This is a genomic window from Streptomyces sp. NBC_01244 (genome assembly GCF_035987325.1).
Classification (GTDB): Bacteria; Actinomycetota; Actinomycetes; order Streptomycetales; family Streptomycetaceae; genus Streptomyces.
This window is the reverse complement of sequence record NZ_CP108488.1, coordinates 3,908,638-3,925,013: the sequence shown is the minus strand read 5'-3', so window position 1 is coordinate 3,925,013 and position 16,376 is coordinate 3,908,638. Positions and strand designations below refer to the sequence as shown.

At 72.9% G+C, this 16,376-nt stretch carries 12 protein-coding genes and 1 tRNA gene; 7 read left to right on the top strand and 6 right to left on the bottom strand.

Annotated features, from left to right (window positions below):
- Window positions 1-49 precede the first annotated feature (49 nt).
- Together glmU and OG247_RS17360 are read right to left on the bottom strand one after the other, a co-directional pair.
- Window positions 50-1,498, bottom strand: coding sequence for a bifunctional UDP-N-acetylglucosamine diphosphorylase/glucosamine-1-phosphate N-acetyltransferase GlmU (gene glmU / locus OG247_RS17365; protein ID WP_327253103.1), 1,449 nt, complete (start codon window positions 1,496-1,498; stop codon window positions 50-52).
- 108 nt (window positions 1,499-1,606) lie between these two features.
- Window positions 1,607-1,678, bottom strand: a tRNA-Gln gene (locus OG247_RS17360).
- Between the two features lie 154 nt (window positions 1,679-1,832).
- Between OG247_RS17360 and OG247_RS17355 the strand changes: the two genes are divergently transcribed.
- Together OG247_RS17355 and OG247_RS17350 are read left to right on the top strand one after the other, a co-directional pair.
- A complete protein-coding gene (locus tag OG247_RS17355) occupies window positions 1,833-3,110 on the top strand; it encodes a sensor histidine kinase (RefSeq protein WP_327253102.1) in 1,278 nt (425 codons plus the stop codon).
- Window positions 3,107-3,658, top strand: a complete 552-nt coding sequence (locus OG247_RS17350; protein WP_327253101.1) for a hypothetical protein — start codon at window positions 3,107-3,109, stop codon at window positions 3,656-3,658. Before OG247_RS17355 ends, OG247_RS17350 begins: the two co-directional genes overlap by 4 nt.
- 29 nt (window positions 3,659-3,687) lie before the next feature.
- Here the strand turns inward: OG247_RS17350 and OG247_RS17345 are convergent, their stop codons facing one another.
- Together OG247_RS17345 and OG247_RS17340 are read right to left on the bottom strand one after the other, a co-directional pair.
- Window positions 3,688-4,212 carry an SUKH-3 domain-containing protein gene (locus tag OG247_RS17345; RefSeq protein WP_327253100.1) on the bottom strand — a complete coding sequence of 175 codons (525 nt, stop codon included), beginning with the start codon at window positions 4,210-4,212 and terminating at the stop codon, window positions 3,688-3,690.
- Window positions 4,213-4,217: 5 nt separating this feature from the next.
- A complete protein-coding gene (locus OG247_RS17340) occupies window positions 4,218-4,889 on the bottom strand; it encodes a YwqJ-related putative deaminase (protein ID WP_442813315.1) in 672 nt (223 codons plus the stop codon).
- 229 nt (window positions 4,890-5,118) lie between these two features.
- On the opposite strand from OG247_RS17340, the gene OG247_RS17335 reads away from it, so the two are divergent.
- The 3 genes from OG247_RS17335 to OG247_RS17325 all read left to right on the top strand — a co-directional run bounded on the left by OG247_RS17335 (window position 5,119) and on the right by OG247_RS17325 (window position 9,736).
- Window positions 5,119-6,192, top strand: a complete 1,074-nt coding sequence (locus OG247_RS17335) for an SMI1/KNR4 family protein (RefSeq protein ID WP_327253099.1) — start codon at window positions 5,119-5,121, stop codon at window positions 6,190-6,192.
- Between the two features lie 7 nt (window positions 6,193-6,199).
- Entirely contained in the window at window positions 6,200-8,704 is a 2,505-nt protein-coding gene (locus OG247_RS17330; protein WP_327253098.1) for an SUKH-4 family immunity protein, read from the top strand.
- Window positions 8,705-8,863: 159 nt separating this feature from the next.
- Window positions 8,864-9,736 (top strand): DivIVA domain-containing protein, encoded by an 873-nt coding sequence (locus OG247_RS17325; RefSeq protein ID WP_327253097.1) that lies wholly within the window; start codon window positions 8,864-8,866, stop codon window positions 9,734-9,736.
- A 294-nt stretch (window positions 9,737-10,030) separates the two neighbouring features.
- On the opposite strand, the gene OG247_RS17320 is transcribed toward OG247_RS17325, so the two are convergent.
- Both OG247_RS17320 and OG247_RS17315 read right to left on the bottom strand, forming a co-directional pair.
- Complete coding sequence (locus OG247_RS17320) at window positions 10,031-10,915, bottom strand: hypothetical protein (RefSeq protein WP_327253096.1); 885 nt, start codon at window positions 10,913-10,915, stop codon at window positions 10,031-10,033.
- 76 nt (window positions 10,916-10,991) lie between these two features.
- Window positions 10,992-12,581, bottom strand: a complete 1,590-nt coding sequence (locus OG247_RS17315) for an MFS transporter (protein WP_327253095.1) — start codon at window positions 12,579-12,581, stop codon at window positions 10,992-10,994.
- A gap of 353 nt (window positions 12,582-12,934) precedes the next feature.
- Between OG247_RS17315 and OG247_RS17310 the strand changes: the two genes are divergently transcribed.
- Window positions 12,935-13,711: an ABC transporter ATP-binding protein gene (locus OG247_RS17310; RefSeq protein WP_279345861.1), complete on the top strand. Its 777-nt coding sequence runs from the start codon at window positions 12,935-12,937 to the stop codon at window positions 13,709-13,711.
- Window positions 13,708-16,281 carry an ABC transporter permease gene (locus OG247_RS17305; protein WP_327253094.1) on the top strand — a complete coding sequence of 858 codons (2,574 nt, stop codon included), beginning with the start codon at window positions 13,708-13,710 and terminating at the stop codon, window positions 16,279-16,281. The genes OG247_RS17310 and OG247_RS17305 overlap by 4 nt, the downstream gene beginning before the upstream one ends.
- Window positions 16,282-16,376 lie beyond the last annotated feature (95 nt).

Here is a 16,376-nt window from a genome sequence, read left to right as displayed (position 1 = left end):
CGTATCACGGTACGCCGTCTCGGGCGTAGCCGTTTCCGGTCAGTTCACCTCAGCGTTCGGCGGAGTCCTCGTGGACCGCCGACTGGGCCGCGGTCGCGGCCGCGCTTCCCGGACGCTTGCGGGCCACCCAGCCCTCGATATTCCGCTGCTGGCCACGGGCCACGGCCAGGGCGCCGGGCGGCACGTCCTTGGTGATCACGGAGCCGGCGGCCGTGTAGGCGCCGTCCCCGATGGTGACGGGAGCCACAAACATGTTGTCCGAACCCGTCTTGCAGTGTGAGCCGACGGTCGTGTGGTGCTTGTGCTCGCCGTCGTAGTTGACGAACACGCTGGCGGCGCCGATGTTCGTGTACTCGCCGATCGTCGCGTCGCCGACGTAGGACAGGTGCGGGACCTTGGTGCCCTCGCCGATCGTGGCGTTCTTCATCTCCACGTACGTGCCGGCCTTGGCCTTCGCGCCCAGGTTCGTGCCCGGACGCAGGTACGCGAAGGGGCCGACGCTCGCCGAGGCGCCGACGACGGCGGTGTCCGCCACCGTGTTGTCCACGCGGGCGCCCGCGCCCACGTGCGTGTCCTTCAGGCGGGTGTTGGGGCCGACCTCGGCCCGCTCGGCGATGTGCGTGGTGCCGAGCAGCTGGGTGCCGGGGTGCACGATCGCGTCCTGGCCGAAAGTCACCGTCACGTCGACGAGGGTGCTCGCCGGGTCGACGATCGTCACGCCGGCGAGCATGGCGCGCTCCAGCAGGCGGGCGTTCAGCAGTGCGCGGGCCTCGGCGAGCTGGACCCGGTTGTTGATCCCGAGGATCTGCCGGTGGTCCGCGCCCACGGCCGCGCCGACGCGGTGGCCGGCCTCGCGCAGGATGCCGAGCACGTCGGTGAGGTACTCCTCGCCCTGGCTGTTGTCGGTGCGGACCTTGCCGAGGGCGTCGACAAGGAGGGCGCCGTCGAAGGCGAAGACCCCGGAGTTGATCTCGCGGATGGCGCGCTGGGCGTCGGTCGCGTCCTTGTGCTCGACGATGGCGGTGACCGCGCCGTCGGCGCCGCGGATGATCCGGCCGTACCCGGTGGAGTCGGGGACCTCGGCGGTCAGCACGGTGACGGCGTTGCCGTCGGCCTCGTGCGTGGCCGTCAGCGCGGCCAGGGTCTCGCCGGTCAGCAGCGGCGTGTCGCCGCAGACGACGACCACGGTGCCGGCGGGCCGGTCGGCGGCGAGCTCTTCGAGGGCCATCCGGACGGCGTGCCCGGTGCCGTTCTGCTCGTACTGGACTGCCGTGCGGACGTCGGCGTCGATCGCGGCGAGGTGCGCGGTGACCTGCTCGCGGGCGTGCCCGACGACGACGACGAGGTGGGTGGGGTCCAGCTCGCGGGAGGCGGCGACGACGTGACCGACGAGCGAGCGCCCGCTGATCTCGTGCAGAACCTTGGGTGTGGCCGACTTCATGCGGGTGCCTTCACCCGCTGCGAGTACGACGACGGCTGCCGGGCGGTTGGCGCTCACGGGTGTGCCCTTCGGCTTCGGGTGGTGGACCCGTGAAGGATACCGGTGGGTTTAAGGCCCTAAACGAGGGTGGGTCCCGACTGTGAAAGTCAGGACCCGGACCGTGCGCTCCCCTGTCAGGACTCGAACCCGAACATAAGGCACCAAAAGCCTCAGTGCTGCCAATTACACCACAGGGGATTAGCCGACCAAACCGGACATTGCGCCCCGATGGTTGAGTCGACGGGACCTACTATGCCGCACCAGGCGCCCTGAATGCGACGGTACAAATCCGAGCCCTTCAGCGGGATTTCCGGTCGCCTCCGGACCGGGGCCGCTGCGTAGGCTGGACCGCATGACCAGTACGGGGGAAGAGCAGGGAGAGGCGGGGGCCGGGCGGGACGGGCCTCTGTGGTGGGAGCGGCGCAGGTCGGCCGTGCTGGACGCGGGGCTCGGCGTGGTGTCCGCCGCCGAGTGCGGGGTGGAGGGCGTCTGGTTCGCCCACGAGGCCGGGATCCCGGTCTTCGCCGGGGTGCTGTTCGGGGTGCTGGTCGGGTCGGTGCTCGTGCTGCGGCGGCGCTGGCCGATCGTCGTGGTGCTGGTCGGCATCGCGGTGGCGCCGGCGGCCATGGGGTTCCTGCTCGGGCTGGTCGGGCTGTACACGCTGGCCGCCTCCGAGGTGCCCCGGCGGATCACCGCGACCCTGGCGTCGATGTCGCTGGCCGCGACCTATGTGGCGATGTACATGCGGACCCGGAACGACCCCGAGATCACCCTCACCTTCGCCGTCACCCTGTCCGTGTTCGTGGCGGTGGCGCTCACCGTGCCGCCGGTGCTCTTCGGCCTGTACACGGCGGCCCGCAGGCGGCTGATGGAGAGCCTGCAGGAGCGGGCGGACTCGCTGGAGCGGGAGCTGTCGCTGCTCGCGGACCGGGCCGAGGAACGCGCCGAGTGGGCCCGTACGGAGGAGCGGACCCGGATCGCACGGGAGATGCACGACGTCGTGGCCCACCGGGTGTCGCTCATGGTCGTGCACGCGGCGGCGGTCCAGGCGATCGCCGCCAAGGACCCGGTGAAGGCGGCGAAGAACGCGGCGCTGGTCGGGGACATGGGACGCCAGGCGCTGACGGAGCTGCGCGAGATGCTCGGCGTGCTGCGGGCGCAGGCGCCGAAGCCGGCGGTCGTGGCCACGCCGGTGGCCCTCGTGGGGAGCTTCGAGGACGGACCGACGCTGAGCGAGCTGGAGGCGCTGGTGGGACAGTCGCGGGCGGCCGGGATGCTCGTGGAGCTGGACGTGCACGGCGAGTACTCCGCGTACGTGGCGGAGGTGGAGCAGACCGCCTACCGGGTCGTGCAGGAGGCGCTGACCAACTGCCACAAGCACGCCGCGGGCGCGCGGGTCGTCGTACGGCTGGCGCACCGGGAGGGAGAGGTGGCCATGCAGGTGGAGAACGGCCCCTGCGACGGCAAGGCGACCGAGCCGGGGCTGCCCAGTGGCGGGAACGGCCTGGTGGGGATGCGCGAGCGGGTGCTCGGACTGGGCGGGGTGTTCGTGTCCGGCCCGACGGACGAGGGCGGCTTCAAGGTCTCGGCGGTCCTGCCGGGCGAGCGGAAAGGGGGAGAGCCGGGATGACCGGGATGACGGTGGGCTGGGATCCGGTGGCGGAGCTGACGGAGGAGGACCGGAAGCTGTTCCAGGGGCGGTGGGAGAAGCGGCTCTGGCTGAACGTGCCGGGGCCGTTCTACACGGGCGAGACGGACACGTGCTGGACCGGGCGGCTGAACGCGCCCGGAAACGTGATGTACGCGGCGAGCACCGAGGGCGCCCTCGAGTACGTCTTCCGGCAGCCGCGGAGCCCGGCCGAAGTGCGCGAGGTGGTCGACGCGGCGGACGAGGAGCCCTTCCAGGAGTACGCGTACGACGGGGACCGCTGGTGGACCCCGGAGACGGTGCGCCGGTGGTGGGCCGGGCGGGGCCGGGTCGAGGAGCACCTGGAGCTCACGCTGGCCGAGTACGCGGACAGCGTCCATCCCGCCGACCGGGACGCCGCCGCGGGGGCGCGGGAGTTCCGGGCGTACCTGGAGGGCGGGCTCGCCGCCGATCTGCGGGCGTACCTCTTCCGGCTGGAGGAGGGCCGCTACCCGGGGGAAGGGGAGCGGCTTCCCGGGCTGGAGGGCTAGGGCCGTCTTGGGCTCGCGGCGTCCGGTGCTCAGCCCGTCGTCAGGCGGGTCGGCTGGAGGCCCGTCAGGAGGAGGGTGAGGGCCTCGTCGAGGCTCGAGCCGAGGTACCAGTCGCCGGTGTGGTCCACGCAGTAGACGCGGCCCTCGCGGTCGAGGGCGAAGTGGGAGCCTCCCCCGGCCGGGTCCGTGTCGGCCTCGACGCCGAGCGGGCAGAGCTGGGTGGAGAGGGCGCGGCCGAGGTCCGCGAAGGTACGGGCGAGGTGCAGGCCGGTGAGCGGGTCCAGGCGTATCGCGGTGGGCGCGATCTGGCGGCCGGGGCCCGGGGCGGTGACGGTGAGGTTCCCGAACTCCGCCCAGGCCTCGACGGCTGCCGGAAACACGGTGTGCCGGTGCCCGGCGGGGGTGGTGTGGTCGCGCAGGGCGTCGGCCCAGTACTCGGCCTGCTTGATGTCCCAGCGGCCCGGCTCCCAGCCGGCGGTGCGCAGGGCGGAGTCCACGGCGACGGGGAAGCGGGTCGCGGAGGAGCGGGCGTACGAAGCGGAGGTGGTCGTCATGGCGGCTACTCGGGGTGAGTGAGGTCGACGGGGCGTACGCCGAAGTGGGCGAGGAGGGCCTCGCAGGAGCGGCAGGGCGGTGCGTAGCTGCCGTGGAGCGGGTCGCCGTCCTCGCGGATGCGGCGAGCGGTGATCTTGGAGTGCTTCAGCGAGCGGCGCGCCTCGCTGGGCGCCAGGGGCTTGCGCGAGGCGCGCTTGCTGCGGGCGCCCTCGACGGCGGCGAGGTGGCGGGAGAGCAGGATCGCCTCCGGACATCGGCCGGTGAAACGTTCGCGTTGGCCGCTCGTGAGGGTGTCGAGGAAGTCCTGTACGAGGGCGTGCAGGACGGGGGACAGGTCGGCCTTGCCGGCGGTCCCGGTGAGGGTTTCGCCGCGTACGGACAGGGCGGCGGCCACGGTGGGCAGGATCCCGTCGCGGCGGAAGCGGAGCGTGGGCACGGCGGGGCGGCCGTCCCCTCCGCCCCAGCGCAGCCGGGGGTCGCCGGGGCCCTGGTCGGCCGCCGCGCGGGCCTGCGCCGGGACGACCGCCGGGCCACCGGATCCCGTGGGACCGGGCGGGTCCGCCGGTCCGCGGGAGTCCGTGGGGCCCGCGGATCCCGAGGATCGCGCGGATCCCAGGGCTCCCGCGCCTCCTGAGTGGGCGTCGGCCGCGTCTGTACGTGTTGCCGTGTTCTGCATGGTGCGCATTCCCTCCCGTGGCCGCGGTGCTGACCGCTGTCGCGCACGCCCCCGTGCTGTGGGGACAGCCTGTCAAATGTCCCGTGGCATGTGGAAGCGGGGTCGAATATTCGTATCAATTCGGATCTTCCCGGCCGTCCCGCGGGGTCCCCGCACACGTGCGGGTGACGTCCTTGCCGGAGCACATAGGCTGTGGTGAACCAGCCAGATCCAGCAGGGGGCTACCGCCATGACGACAGGTCGGCTCGGGCATCAGGCCGCGCCACCCAACGCCGCTTATTCGGGGCAGGTCGTGCATTTCCCGGACCCCGTCCGGGCCGCGCGCCATCCCCACGGAGTCCGCATCGACGCGAACGGGCACCCCGACTTCGCGCCGTACGCCCGTGCGGCCGTCGAGATCGCCGAGCCCCCGGAGGGCTTCGGCGTGGACGAGCTGCGCCTGACGGACTGCGTGTCCGCGAACGCGGCCATGCGGGCGACCGGCCACGAACTGTGGGACACGGTCGGCCCGGTGTCGACCCCGCACGGCTGGACCTGGCACCACGTGTCCGGCACGCGCCGCATGGAGCTGGTCCCGGTCGAGGTGAAGTCGCTGCTGAGGCACCACGCCGGTCTGGCAACGGCGGCGGTGGACCACGACAAGCGCGGGACGCGGCCCTTGCAGGAAGTGCGCCCGGTGCACCTGGGGCTGCCCAAGACGGTGGTATCGGTGTCCGAGCAGCAGGTCCAGGGCGTCGAGGAGGACCTCGGCTACCGGCTCCCGGAGGCGTACCGCTCCTTCCTGAAGGCGGCGGGCGGCTGCGCGCCGGTGGGCACCGGCCTCGACGTGGAGCTGGGACTGCTGGTGGACCAGCCGTTCTTCACGGTGCGCGAGGAGGCGGCGGTCAACGACCTCGTCTACGTCAACAAGTGCCTGCGGGACCACCTGACGAAGGACTACCTGTGCGTGGCCTTCGCGCAGGGCGGGCTGCTCGCGGTGAAGGTGCGCGGGGAGTCCTCGGCGGGCGGAGTCGGTTCGGTCTGGTTCTCCCCGTTCGACGATGCGCGCGACCAGGACGGCTGGTCGGTCCAGGAACGCGTGGAGCGGTTGCTGCTGCCGTGCGGTGCGGATTTCGACGCCTTCCTGGAACGGCTGGCGGGCAATCCGCCGGAACTGGAAACGGTGGCCGGTCTGATGGTGGACGGCGGATTCGCGCGCTCGGTTCCCGTGTCGGGAGCGGGTTCGGGAGCAGGGCCGGGCTCCGGGTCGGCAGAACGTTCGGTTCCGGGTGCCGGTCCGGCATCGGCACCGGTGGAAGGGTGACGGCGCGATGGTGACGTTTGCGCAGGCGCAGGAGCGCGCCGAGGAATGGATCAACGGGGACGTGCCCGCGTACCAGCACCGCGAGGTGCGCGTACGGGAGTTCGGACTCGGTTTCGTCGTGTGGGCGGAGGACCGCGCTGCGGGCCCCGTGTCGGGGGCCGGCCGGCAGCGGCTCGTCATCGCGCGGGACAGCGGGGAGGTGACGCTCTGGCCCGGCCTGCCGGTGGGTGAGGTGATCCGCCGTTACGAGGAGGAGTACGGGGCGTCCGCCGCGCAGGCCGAGGCTTCGGTGCCGGTGCCGCGCATCGACTCGGAACAGACCTCGTTCATGCTGAGTCCGCCCGAGTGGCTCCAGGAGGCGGCGGACCGGGCGGGGATCCCGGCGGCTCCGGTGGCCCCGGCGGCGCCCGCCGCTCCGGAAGCGCCGGTGGCCCCTTCGGTGCCGGTCGGGCAGGCGGCTCCGGCCGCTCCTTCCGATGCGGGCCCTCCGGATCCGCAGCCGGTGCCGTTGCGGCGCGGGGGAGAGGTCCCGTACGAGCCGACCGCCAACGACGGGATGCCCGCCGCGGTGCCGACCGGGGCCACGCCCTGGGCCGGTACCGACGTGAACCCCGGTGCGGACTCCGTGTCCGTACCGCTACCGGCGACGGTGTTCGCGCCGCCGCTGTCCGGAACGGACCTGGACGACGCCCCGGCATCGTCGGGGCCGGGCCCGGAGGCGCGCACGACCCTGATGCCCAGGGGCAGTGAGCTGCCGAAGACGGCCGTCGTGCCCGCGCTGGACCCGGAGTCCTCGAGGCAGGGGCAGGGGCAGGGCTCCGGCTCCGCCGCCGGTTCCGGCGGGGTGTCCCGTGGGGACATCGCCGACGCGCCGACGAGCAAGGCCCGGGTCAACCGGCCCGGGGCCCCCGCGCCCGTGACTCCGCCGGGTCCGCCCGGTGCGCCCGGCGGCGGTGCCGGGTCGCCTGCGTACGCCGCCACCATGCTCGCGGGCCCCGGCGGTCCGCAGCAGCCCGTGCCGCCCGGCCCGCCCGGTGCTCCGGGTGCGCCCGGCGCTCCCGGTGGCGGGCTGGACCATGCCGCGACGATGCTGGCGGGTCCGGCCGTGACCGGGCAGCCCGCGCCTCCCGGTCCGCCGGGGGCTCCCGGGTCGTCCGGCGGGCGCGGAGACGCCTACGCCGCCACCATGCTGGCCGGCCCCGGCGTACCCCAGCCGCCCGGCCCGCCCGGGGTTCCGTCGGGCGCCGGGCAGCCGCCCGCGCCTCCCGGTCCCCCCGGAGCGCCCGGTGGTGGCGCGCACCACGCGGCCACGATGCTGGCCGGTCCCGGCGTACCCCAGCCGCCCGGTCCGCCGGGGGCCCCCGGTGCTCCGGGTGCGCCCGGCGCTCCCGGTGGCGGGCTGGACCATGCCGCGACGATGCTGGCCGGTCCGGCCGTGACCGGGCAGCCCGCGCCGCCCGGCCCTCCCGGTCCCGCGCCGCAGTCACCCGTACACGCGCCGCAGGCACCCGCGCCGCAGGCCCCCGCTTCCGGGGCGCCCACGGTCGGCCCCGGCTACCAGGCCGTACTGCGCTACCGGGCTCCCGACGGCTCCGAGCAGCAGCTCATCCGCCGTTCCGCGCCCGGCACCCCGCACCCGGAGTGGCAGATCCTGTACGAGCTGCGGGCCATGAACGTGCCTCCGCAGCAGGTGCTGGAACTGCACACCGAGCTGGCCTCGTGCGAACTGCCCGGCGGCTACTGCGCGCGCATGATCCGGGAGACCTGGCCTCAGGTCCGGATCACGAGCGTGGCTCCGTACGGCACGGACCACGCGGGCCGGCAGCAGGGCGTGCGGCACCTGCTGACCCACCAGGGCGAACTGCACCAGGTGGCGGACGGCCCGGCGCGCCCCGCGCCGGTGCGCGCACCGCTGCAGCAGGTGCCGTTGCAGCCGGCGATCCCGCTGGACGCGATCGCGCAGGAGCTGGCGGGGGCGTTCGGGCCGCAGGGCGTGTTCCGCTTCGAGCAGCGCGCGGTGTCCCGGCAGGGTGTGCCGGAGATCGTGGCGCAGACGCTGATGTGGTCGGGTCTGCCCGTCGATTTCGGGCCGTTCTTCTGGGCCCAGGCCGTACCGGGTGCCCCGTTGCCGACGCTGGCCGAGCTGGCGGCGCAGCGGCAGGTGCAGCCGGCCTCGGACGCGGGCTCGTACCTGGTGGTGGGCAGCGACTTCGGCAAGGCGCTGTGCGTGCAGTACGGGACCGCGCACATCGTGGCGGTGCCGGTGGAGAGCGGTCCGGGCGGGGCGCCGGTGCCCCCGCAGTTCGTCAACTCCTCGCTGCCGCAGTTCGTACGGTCGCTGGCGATGCTGGGTCACATGTGGCGACTGCGCCAGCATCTGACGCCGGAGCAGGCGGGCCGCTGGACCGTCGATTTCCAGGCGAACCTGGCGGGGCTGGACAGTGCGGCGCTCGCGTCGCCGGAGAACTGGTGGTCGGTGCTGCTGGAGCAGATGTGGGACGGGCTCCTCTGACCGGTTTCTGCTGATCTCGAGCGGATCCTCCGAGGATCCTCAGCTCATCCGGATGGCCGGGTCGTGACCCTCGAACAGGGTCTCGGCCCGGCCATTCGGGCTTCTGGGAGCAAATGACGCATCCTTGGCAAGAATCCCCGCGAGAGAGGCGCTTCCAGGATGAGTGCACCCTTTACGACCGTGCGTGGCCGTGGCTACCGGGCCGAAGAGGTGGACCGGTACCTCGCCCGGCTGTCGGGGAGCCGGGACGAGGCCTGGGAGCGGGTGGCCCGGCTGACCGTGCTGGCCAAGCAGATGGAGGCGGAGGCGGAGCGGCTGCGCGTGGAGGTCTCCGGACTGGCCCCGCAGACGTACGAGGAGCTCGGCGAGCGCGCCCGCCGGATCCTGCTGCTGGCCGAGGAGGAGTCCGAGACGCTGCGGGGCGACGCGCGGGCGGACGCGCTGGCGGCGGCGGGCGCCGCCGAGGCACACGCCGAGCGGGTCACGGAGCTGGCGCGCGGCGACGCCCAGGCGGTGCGGGATCAGACCGAGGTCCGGGCCCGGCAGGGGCTGCTGCGGGCGGGGCGCGAGGCGGACGACGCGCGGACCGAGGCGCGGGACGACGCGGCGGCGTGGCGGGCGGAAGCGCAGGCGGTGCTGGCGGACACGGCCCGCCGGGCGGACGCGCTGCTCGCGGAACGCGAACAGGAACACGCGGAGCGCTGGGACGCGGCGGAGCGGGAGCTGGCGGCGCGGGAGGCGGAGCTGGAGTCCCGACACGCCGAGCTCGAGCGGTACGCGGAGTCCCGGCTGTCGGAGGCGAAGCGGGCCTTCGCGCAGGCCCAGGAGACGGCCCGGCACGGCCAGGAGGACGCGGAGGCGAAGGCGGCGGAGCTGATCGCGGAGGCCCGGGTGCGGGAGGAGCGGGTCGGGCGGGAGACGGAGCGGATCCTGCGGGAGCACGGGGAGTCCCAGGACGAGATGCGGGCCCACATGAACCACGTCCGCTCCAGCCTGGCGGCCCTGACGGGGCGCGCGCCTGCCGAGGGGTGAGGCCGGGCTGCGGGTGGGGGTCGGTGCCGGGGGCGGGGTGGGGTGTCGGCCTGGACTGCATGATTTAGGCGCCCTCGGCTCTGCTTCGACAGCCGTGGGGTGTGTCTGCGCCACACATCACGCTTTACGTCCCGGCCAACCCCACCCCGCCCCCGTCCCCGACCCGGGCCGCAAGCCTCCGACCGGGTATTTCAGCCGTCCGGCGTTTGAGGACCGGGGCCTGGGGCGGAGCCCCAGGGGTTCGGGCGCAGCCCGGGACCCCGCTTTCAGCCCGTCCGGCGTTTGAGGACCGGGTCAGGGCCGGGCCCTGGGAACGGTGGAAGGGCGGGTAGGGGACTCCGCCCCGCGCAGCGGATCCGTCGGGGCGGGGTCGGACGGCGGGGCGTAGGGGGCCGGGTCGCTGCGGAGGCCGTGGGTGGTGACCACCACGTCGAAGGCGGGCGGCGCCGTCGCGGGGAGGGACGCGCTGAGGGCTCCGTCCGGGGCGACCGTGGTCGGCAGCGGCGTGCCGTCCACCTCGACCCGCGGGTTGTCACCGAAGCCGCCGCCCGCGACGGTCAGCAGACCGTCCGTCACGGAGACCCCGGTGATCACCGGGACGCCCCGCACCGCCACCTTGTTCAACAGGTACGCCCCGGCCGGCGCCCCGGTCAGCGCCCACATCTCCGCGGGCAGCCTCGGTAGTCCGCCGCCCACGTCCGTCAGGAAGAACGCCACCACGTACAGCATCGTGACCGCGCTCAGGGCCACGTACTGCAGGTCGACCAGGTCGGTCCGCCCGCCGTCGTTCGAGATCAGGTCGTGCACCGGGCGCCGCTTCGTGCCCTTCGGCGCCGGTTTGGCCATGGAGCCCCGCTCCACCCGCATGCCGACCACCGCCTTCGCCGCGATCAGGGCGGCGTACGGGCCCCCGAGCAGCGGGAGGTAGACGGTCGTCAGGGAGGACAGGGGGCCCTCGGGGCCCTGGAACCAGTCGACGCCGCCGCCCGCGGTGAGCCCGTAGCCGAGGGTCGCCAGGAGCAGCCACACCAGGATCACCGTCCAGGCCAGGGCGAGCGTGATCGAGGTGGAGAGGCGCCCGTCGCGGCCGGTGACGAAGCCGGGGTGGCGCCTGAGGCGCAGGGCGATCGGGCCCGCCAGGGCGGCGAGTAAGGCGAGTGCGAAGAGCGCGGACGTCATGTGTGGTCCCCCCGGGAGTGCGGCGTCTCCCAAGAGGGTTACCGTCTCAGCCCGAGCATGACAAGTCGCCCCGCCCTCACCCCTCCCGCTGCTCCGGCAGCAGCGGGAACCGCCGCGGCGCCACCAGCAGCAGCACCAGTGCCGACGCGACCGCCGCCAGGGTCGCTCCGAGGAAGATGTGGTCCCCGGCGGCGGCGACGGCCCGGCGCAGGTAATCGTCGGCCTCCTGGGACAGGAGGCCGGGTTGGGTCAGGGCCTTGGAGACGTCGTCCAGGGTCGCGGGGAGTCCGGGCACCGGAGCCTGCGCCAGCCGGCCGGCGATGGTCGCGTTGGCCACGGCCCCCAGCAGCGCCGCTCCGACGCTCTGCCCGACGTTGCGGCAGAACAGCACCGAGGCCGTCGTGGTCCCGCGCTCCTCCCAGCCCACCGTGGACTGGACTCCGACGATCAGCGGGAGCTGGAAGAGTCCGAGGGCCCCGCCCAGCAGCAGCATGATCAGTACGGGCTGCCAGACCGGCGCGGGGTAGGGGAGCAGGGTGAAGGAGCCGAGGATGAGGGCGGCCAGGGCGACTCCGGTGGCGGCGGTGTTGCGGAAGCCGATGCGCCGGTAGACGTGCTGGGCGCAGGCGGCGCTGATCGGCCAGCTCAGGGTCATCGCGGAGGTGACCAGGCCGGCGCCGGTGGGGCCGAGGCCGAGTACGGACTGGGCGTACGTCGGCATGAACACCATCGGCGCGACCATCAGCAGGCCGAGCCCGGCCATGGCCAGGTTGACGGCGGCGATGGTGCGCCGGCGCCACACCCAGCCGGGCAGGATGGGCTGCTCGGCCCGGCGTTCGACCCAGACGACGAGCACGCCCAGCGCGGCGGCGGCCGCGAACAGGCCCAGCGAGGGCGCCGACAGCCAGGGCCAGGCGACCCCGCCCTGCACCAGTGCGAAGAGCAGCAGCCCCCCGCAGGCGAAGACGGCGAGGGCTCCCGCCCAGTCGACCGGGCCGGTACGGCCGGGGGCCCGGGTGGGCTCGACCAGATGACGGTTGATGACCCACAGGGCGGCGGCGGCCAGCGGCAGGTTGATCAGGAAGATCCAGCGCCAGCCGGTGTACGTGGCGATCAGCCCGCCGAGCGCGGGGCCGGCCAGCGCCGAGGTGGCCCAGACCGCGGACATCCGGGCCTGGATGCGCGGCCGGTCCTTGAGCGGGTAGAGATCGGCGGCCAGGGTCTGGACGGTTCCCTGCAGGGCGCCGCCTCCCAGGCCCTGGAGGATCCGGAAGGCGATGAGGGCGGCCATGTTCCAGGCCGCCGCGCACAGCAGCGAGCCGAGCAGGAAGAGGCTGATGCCGAGGAGCAGGACGGGCTTGCGGCCGTAGGTGTCGGAGAGCTTGCCGTAGACGGGCAGGGTGACCGTTCCGGCCAGGATGTAGCCCGAGAAGATCCAGGAGAAGGCGGCGAAGCCGCCGAGGTCGCCGACGATCTGCGGGACGGCGGTGGCGACGACGGCGCTGTCGAGGGCGACGAGGCCCATGGTCAGCATCAGGGCGGCGACGACGGCCGTCCGGGGGCGCGGCTTGGCGGAGGCTTGGGCTGCGGGTCTCGCCGGGTCGCTCCCGGGTATGCCTCCGGCACTGTCGTCGGTACTCGCGCCCGTGCTCTCCCCTGAGCCCATGAAAAACCCTTCCCCCCGTGCGTACCTGCGCGGACACCTTCTCACTGCGGCATGACGGGGTGGTATCCCCGCAGAGCGCCTCGTCCCAACGGGCGAGATCCCCTAGGGGTTGCTCCTCATAAGGATCCAGGGACGGTTCGTCCCGGGGGAGGAGGAGGAAAGGCCGCGGGGCTCCTTAACTGGTTACTACAGGGCGGGAGTCCGGGGGGTAGGGGTAGCACCCCTATGGATACGGCGATTGGCACCAGCGCGCCGCGGCACCCCCGCCCAGCAGACTTCGAATGAAGCGCGTCACAGCGCGCGAACCGACGAGCAGACGCATCGACACGAGGGGAAACACCGTGACAACGGCTATGACCGAAACCAGGCACGGGGGTACTGGAGGGCATGAGGCCGTCGCGGCGCGGGCGCGGAAGGTCGTCAAGGCCTACGGCTCCGGCGAGACGCGGGTCGTCGCCCTCGACGCGGTGGACGTGGACATCCAGCGCGGCCAGTTCACCGCGATCATGGGGCCCTCGGGCTCCGGCAAGTCCACGCTGATGCACTGCCTGGCCGGTCTGGACACGGTCACGAGCGGCCAGATCTTCCTGGACGACACGGAGATCACCGGTCTGAAGGACAAGAAGCTCACGCAGCTGCGCCGCGACCGGATCGGCTTCATCTTCCAGGCCTTCAACCTGCTGCCGACGCTCAACGCCCTGGAGAACATCACGCTCCCCATGGACATCGCCGGCCGCAAGGCCGACGCGGAGTGGCTGAACCGGGTCGTGGAGACCGTGGGTCTGGCGGGCCGCCTCAAGCACCGTCCGACCGAGCTCTCCGGCGGCCAGCAGCAGCGCGTGGCGGTCGCCCGCGCCCTGGCGTCCCGGCCCCAGATCATCTTCGGCGACGAGCCCACCGGAAACCTCGACTCCCGGGCCGGCGCGGAGGTCCTCGGCTTCCTGCGTCGTTCGGTGAACGAGCTGGGCCAGACCATCGTCATGGTCACCCACGACCCGGTCGCCGCCTCCTACGCGGACCGCGTCATCTTCCTCGCCGACGGCCGGATCGTGGACGAGATGCACAGGCCCACCGCCGACCAGGTCCTGGACCGCATGAAGGACTTCGACGCCCGTGGGCGGACGTCATGACCGTCATGAAGACCGCGCGGCGCAACTTCCTCGCGCACAAGGGGCGGATGGCGCTCTCCGCCGTGGCCGTCCTGCTCTCCGTGGCCTTCGTCTGCGGGACGCTGGTGTTCACGGACACCATGAACACCACCTTCGACAAGCTGTTCGCGGTCACCAACGCCAACGTCACGGTCACTCCGAAGGAGGCCGAGACCACCGGGGAGACCCCCGACACCGGCAAGCCGCAGGCGCTGCCGGGCTCGGTCGTCGAGCAGGTGAAGAAGGCCGAGGGCGTGAAGTCCGCCGAGGGCGGCGTGTCCTCGATGGCGGTCACCGTCGTCAACTCCAAGAACGAGAACCTCGGCTCGACCACGGGAGCCCCGACCTTCGCGGGCAACTGGACCGAGAACGAACTGAGGTCGATGAAGATCATCGAGGGGCAGGCCCCGCGCGGCCCCACCGACGTGATGATCGACGGAGACACGGCGAAGAAGCACCACCTCAAACTCGGTGACGACATCCGCACCATCGCCGTCACCGGCGACATCCGCTCCAAGATCACCGGTATCGCCGCCTTCACCGTGACCAACCCCGGCGCGACCGTCGTCTACTTCGACACCGCCACCGCGCAGCAGAAGCTGCTCGGCGCCCCGGACGCCTTCACGCACGTGAACGTCACCGCCAAGGACGGGGTGAGCGACACCCGGCTCAAGCAGAACGTCGCTGCCGCAGTCGGCGCCGACACCTACAAGCTGCAGACCGCCAAGGAAGCCGCGGACGCCAACCGCAAGAGCATGGACTTCCTCGACATCATGAAGTGGGTGATGCTCGGCTTCGCCGCGATCGCCTTCCTCGTCGGGATCTTCCTGATCTTCAACACCTTCTCCATGCTGGTCGCCCAGCGCACCCGTGAGATCGGCCTGATGCGCGCCATCGGCGCCGACAGCGGCCAGGTCCTCAAGTCGGTGGTCATCGAGGCCCTGCTGCTCGGTGTGGTCGGCTCGATCCTCGGCGTCGCCGCCGGCATCGGCCTGGCCGTCGGCCTGATGCAGCTCATGAGCGGGCTCGGCATGAGCCTGTCCACCGAGGACCTCACCATCGCCTGGACCACCCCGGTCATCGGGATCGTCCTCGGCGTCGTCGTCACCGTCGTCTCCGCCTTCATACCGGCCCGCCGGGCCGGCAAGGTCTCCCCGATGGCCGCCCTGCGCGAGTCCGGCACCCCCGGCGACAAGAAGGCCGGCCGGATCCGCGCCGCCCTGGGCCTGGGCCTCACCGGCATCGGCGCCGCGGCCCTCTACCTCGCCGGCACCGCCGACGCCGCCGGCACCGGAGCGCAGTGGCTGGGGCTGGGCGTGCTGTTCAGCCTCATCGGGTTCATCGTGATCGGCCCGCTCCTCGCGGGCGTCGTGGTCCGGGCCCTGTCCGCCCCGGTGCTGCGGCCCTTCGGCTCCATAGGCCGCCTCGCCGAGCGCAACGCGCTGCGCAACCCGCGGCGCACCGGCGCCACCGCCGCCGCGCTGATGATCGGCCTCGCGCTGGTCGCCTGCCTGTCGGTGGTCGGCTCCTCGATGGTCGCCTCGGCCACCGACGAGCTCGACAAGTCGGTCGGCGCGGACTTCATCGTCCAGTCCCAGACCGGGCAGCCGGTCGTACCGCAGGCCGAACAAGCGCTGCGCCGGACGCAGGGCCTGGCGCACGTCACCGCCTACCGGGAGGTCGACGCCAAGATCACCGCCCCCGACGGCACCACCGAGAGCGACGGCCTCGGGGTCCAGGACCCCACCTACGCCCAGGACGTCCGCCGCAAGACGACGGCCGGCGAGCACGCGGACGCCTACAAGCCGGGCTCGATGTCGGTGGGCTCCGAATACGCCACCAAGCACCGGGTCAAGCTCGGTGACGAGCTGACGGTCGCCTTCACCGGAGGCAAGACCGCCAAGCTCAAGGTCGCGGCGATCACCAGCGACGAGGGCAACCTCGACAAGGGCATGAAGTACGTCAGCACCGCCGTCGCCGAGGCGAACCTGCCCGCCGACAAGATGCCCAGGCCCTTCATGGTGCTGGCCACCGCGAAGGACGGCCAGGACGACGCCGCCTACGCGGCCGTCAAGTCGGCGCTGGCCGAGTACCCGCAGTACCAGGTGCTCAACCAGACGGACTACAAGCAGGCGCTGAAGGACCAGGTCGGCCAGTTGCTGAACGTGGTCTACGCACTCCTCGCCCTCGCGATCATCGTCGCGGTCCTGGGCGTGGTGAACACCCTGGCCCTCTCGGTGGTCGAGCGGACCCGCGAGATCGGCCTGATGCGCGCCATCGGCCTCTCCCGCCGCCAGCTGCGCCGCATGATCCGCCTGGAGTCGGTGGTCATCGCCCTCTTCGGAGCCCTGCTGGGCCTCGGGCTCGGCATGGGCTGGGGCGCCACCGCCCACCGGCTCCTCGCACTGGAGGGCATGAAGATCCTCGAGATCCCGTGGCCCACCATCCTCGGCGTGTTCGCCGGTTCCGCCCTGGTCGGCCTGCTGGCCGCACTGGTCCCGGCTTTCCGGGCGGGCCGGATGAACGTCCTGAACGCGATCGCCAGCGAGTAGTCGCCGGCCGGTCGTACGGGGGAGCGCCCCGGCCCCGTCTCACCCGTTCGGGTGGGGCGGGGCCGGGGTCGTTCGCGGCAGGACCGGGTGTCCCG

Coding starts and splice junctions, on each gene's coding strand:
- OG247_RS17325 (WP_327253097.1), top strand. CDS start 8,864: ATGAGTGCACCCTTTACGACCGTGCGTGGCCGTGGCTACCGGGCCGAA.
- OG247_RS17350 (WP_327253101.1), top strand. CDS start 3,107: ATGACCGGGATGACGGTGGGCTGGGATCCGGTGGCGGAGCTGACGGAG.
- OG247_RS17305 (WP_327253094.1), top strand. CDS start 13,708: ATGACCGTCATGAAGACCGCGCGGCGCAACTTCCTCGCGCACAAGGGG.
- OG247_RS17320 (WP_327253096.1), bottom strand. CDS start 10,915: ATGACGTCCGCGCTCTTCGCACTCGCCTTACTCGCCGCCCTGGCGGGC.
- OG247_RS17340 (WP_442813315.1), bottom strand. CDS start 4,889: ATGCAGAACACGGCAACACGTACAGACGCGGCCGACGCCCACTCAGGA.
- OG247_RS17330 (WP_327253098.1), top strand. CDS start 6,200: ATGGTGACGTTTGCGCAGGCGCAGGAGCGCGCCGAGGAATGGATCAAC.
- OG247_RS17345 (WP_327253100.1), bottom strand. CDS start 4,212: ATGACGACCACCTCCGCTTCGTACGCCCGCTCCTCCGCGACCCGCTTC.
- OG247_RS17315 (WP_327253095.1), bottom strand. CDS start 12,581: ATGGGCTCAGGGGAGAGCACGGGCGCGAGTACCGACGACAGTGCCGGA.
- OG247_RS17355 (WP_327253102.1), top strand. CDS start 1,833: ATGACCAGTACGGGGGAAGAGCAGGGAGAGGCGGGGGCCGGGCGGGAC.
- OG247_RS17335 (WP_327253099.1), top strand. CDS start 5,119: ATGACGACAGGTCGGCTCGGGCATCAGGCCGCGCCACCCAACGCCGCT.
- OG247_RS17310 (WP_279345861.1), top strand. CDS start 12,935: ATGACCGAAACCAGGCACGGGGGTACTGGAGGGCATGAGGCCGTCGCG.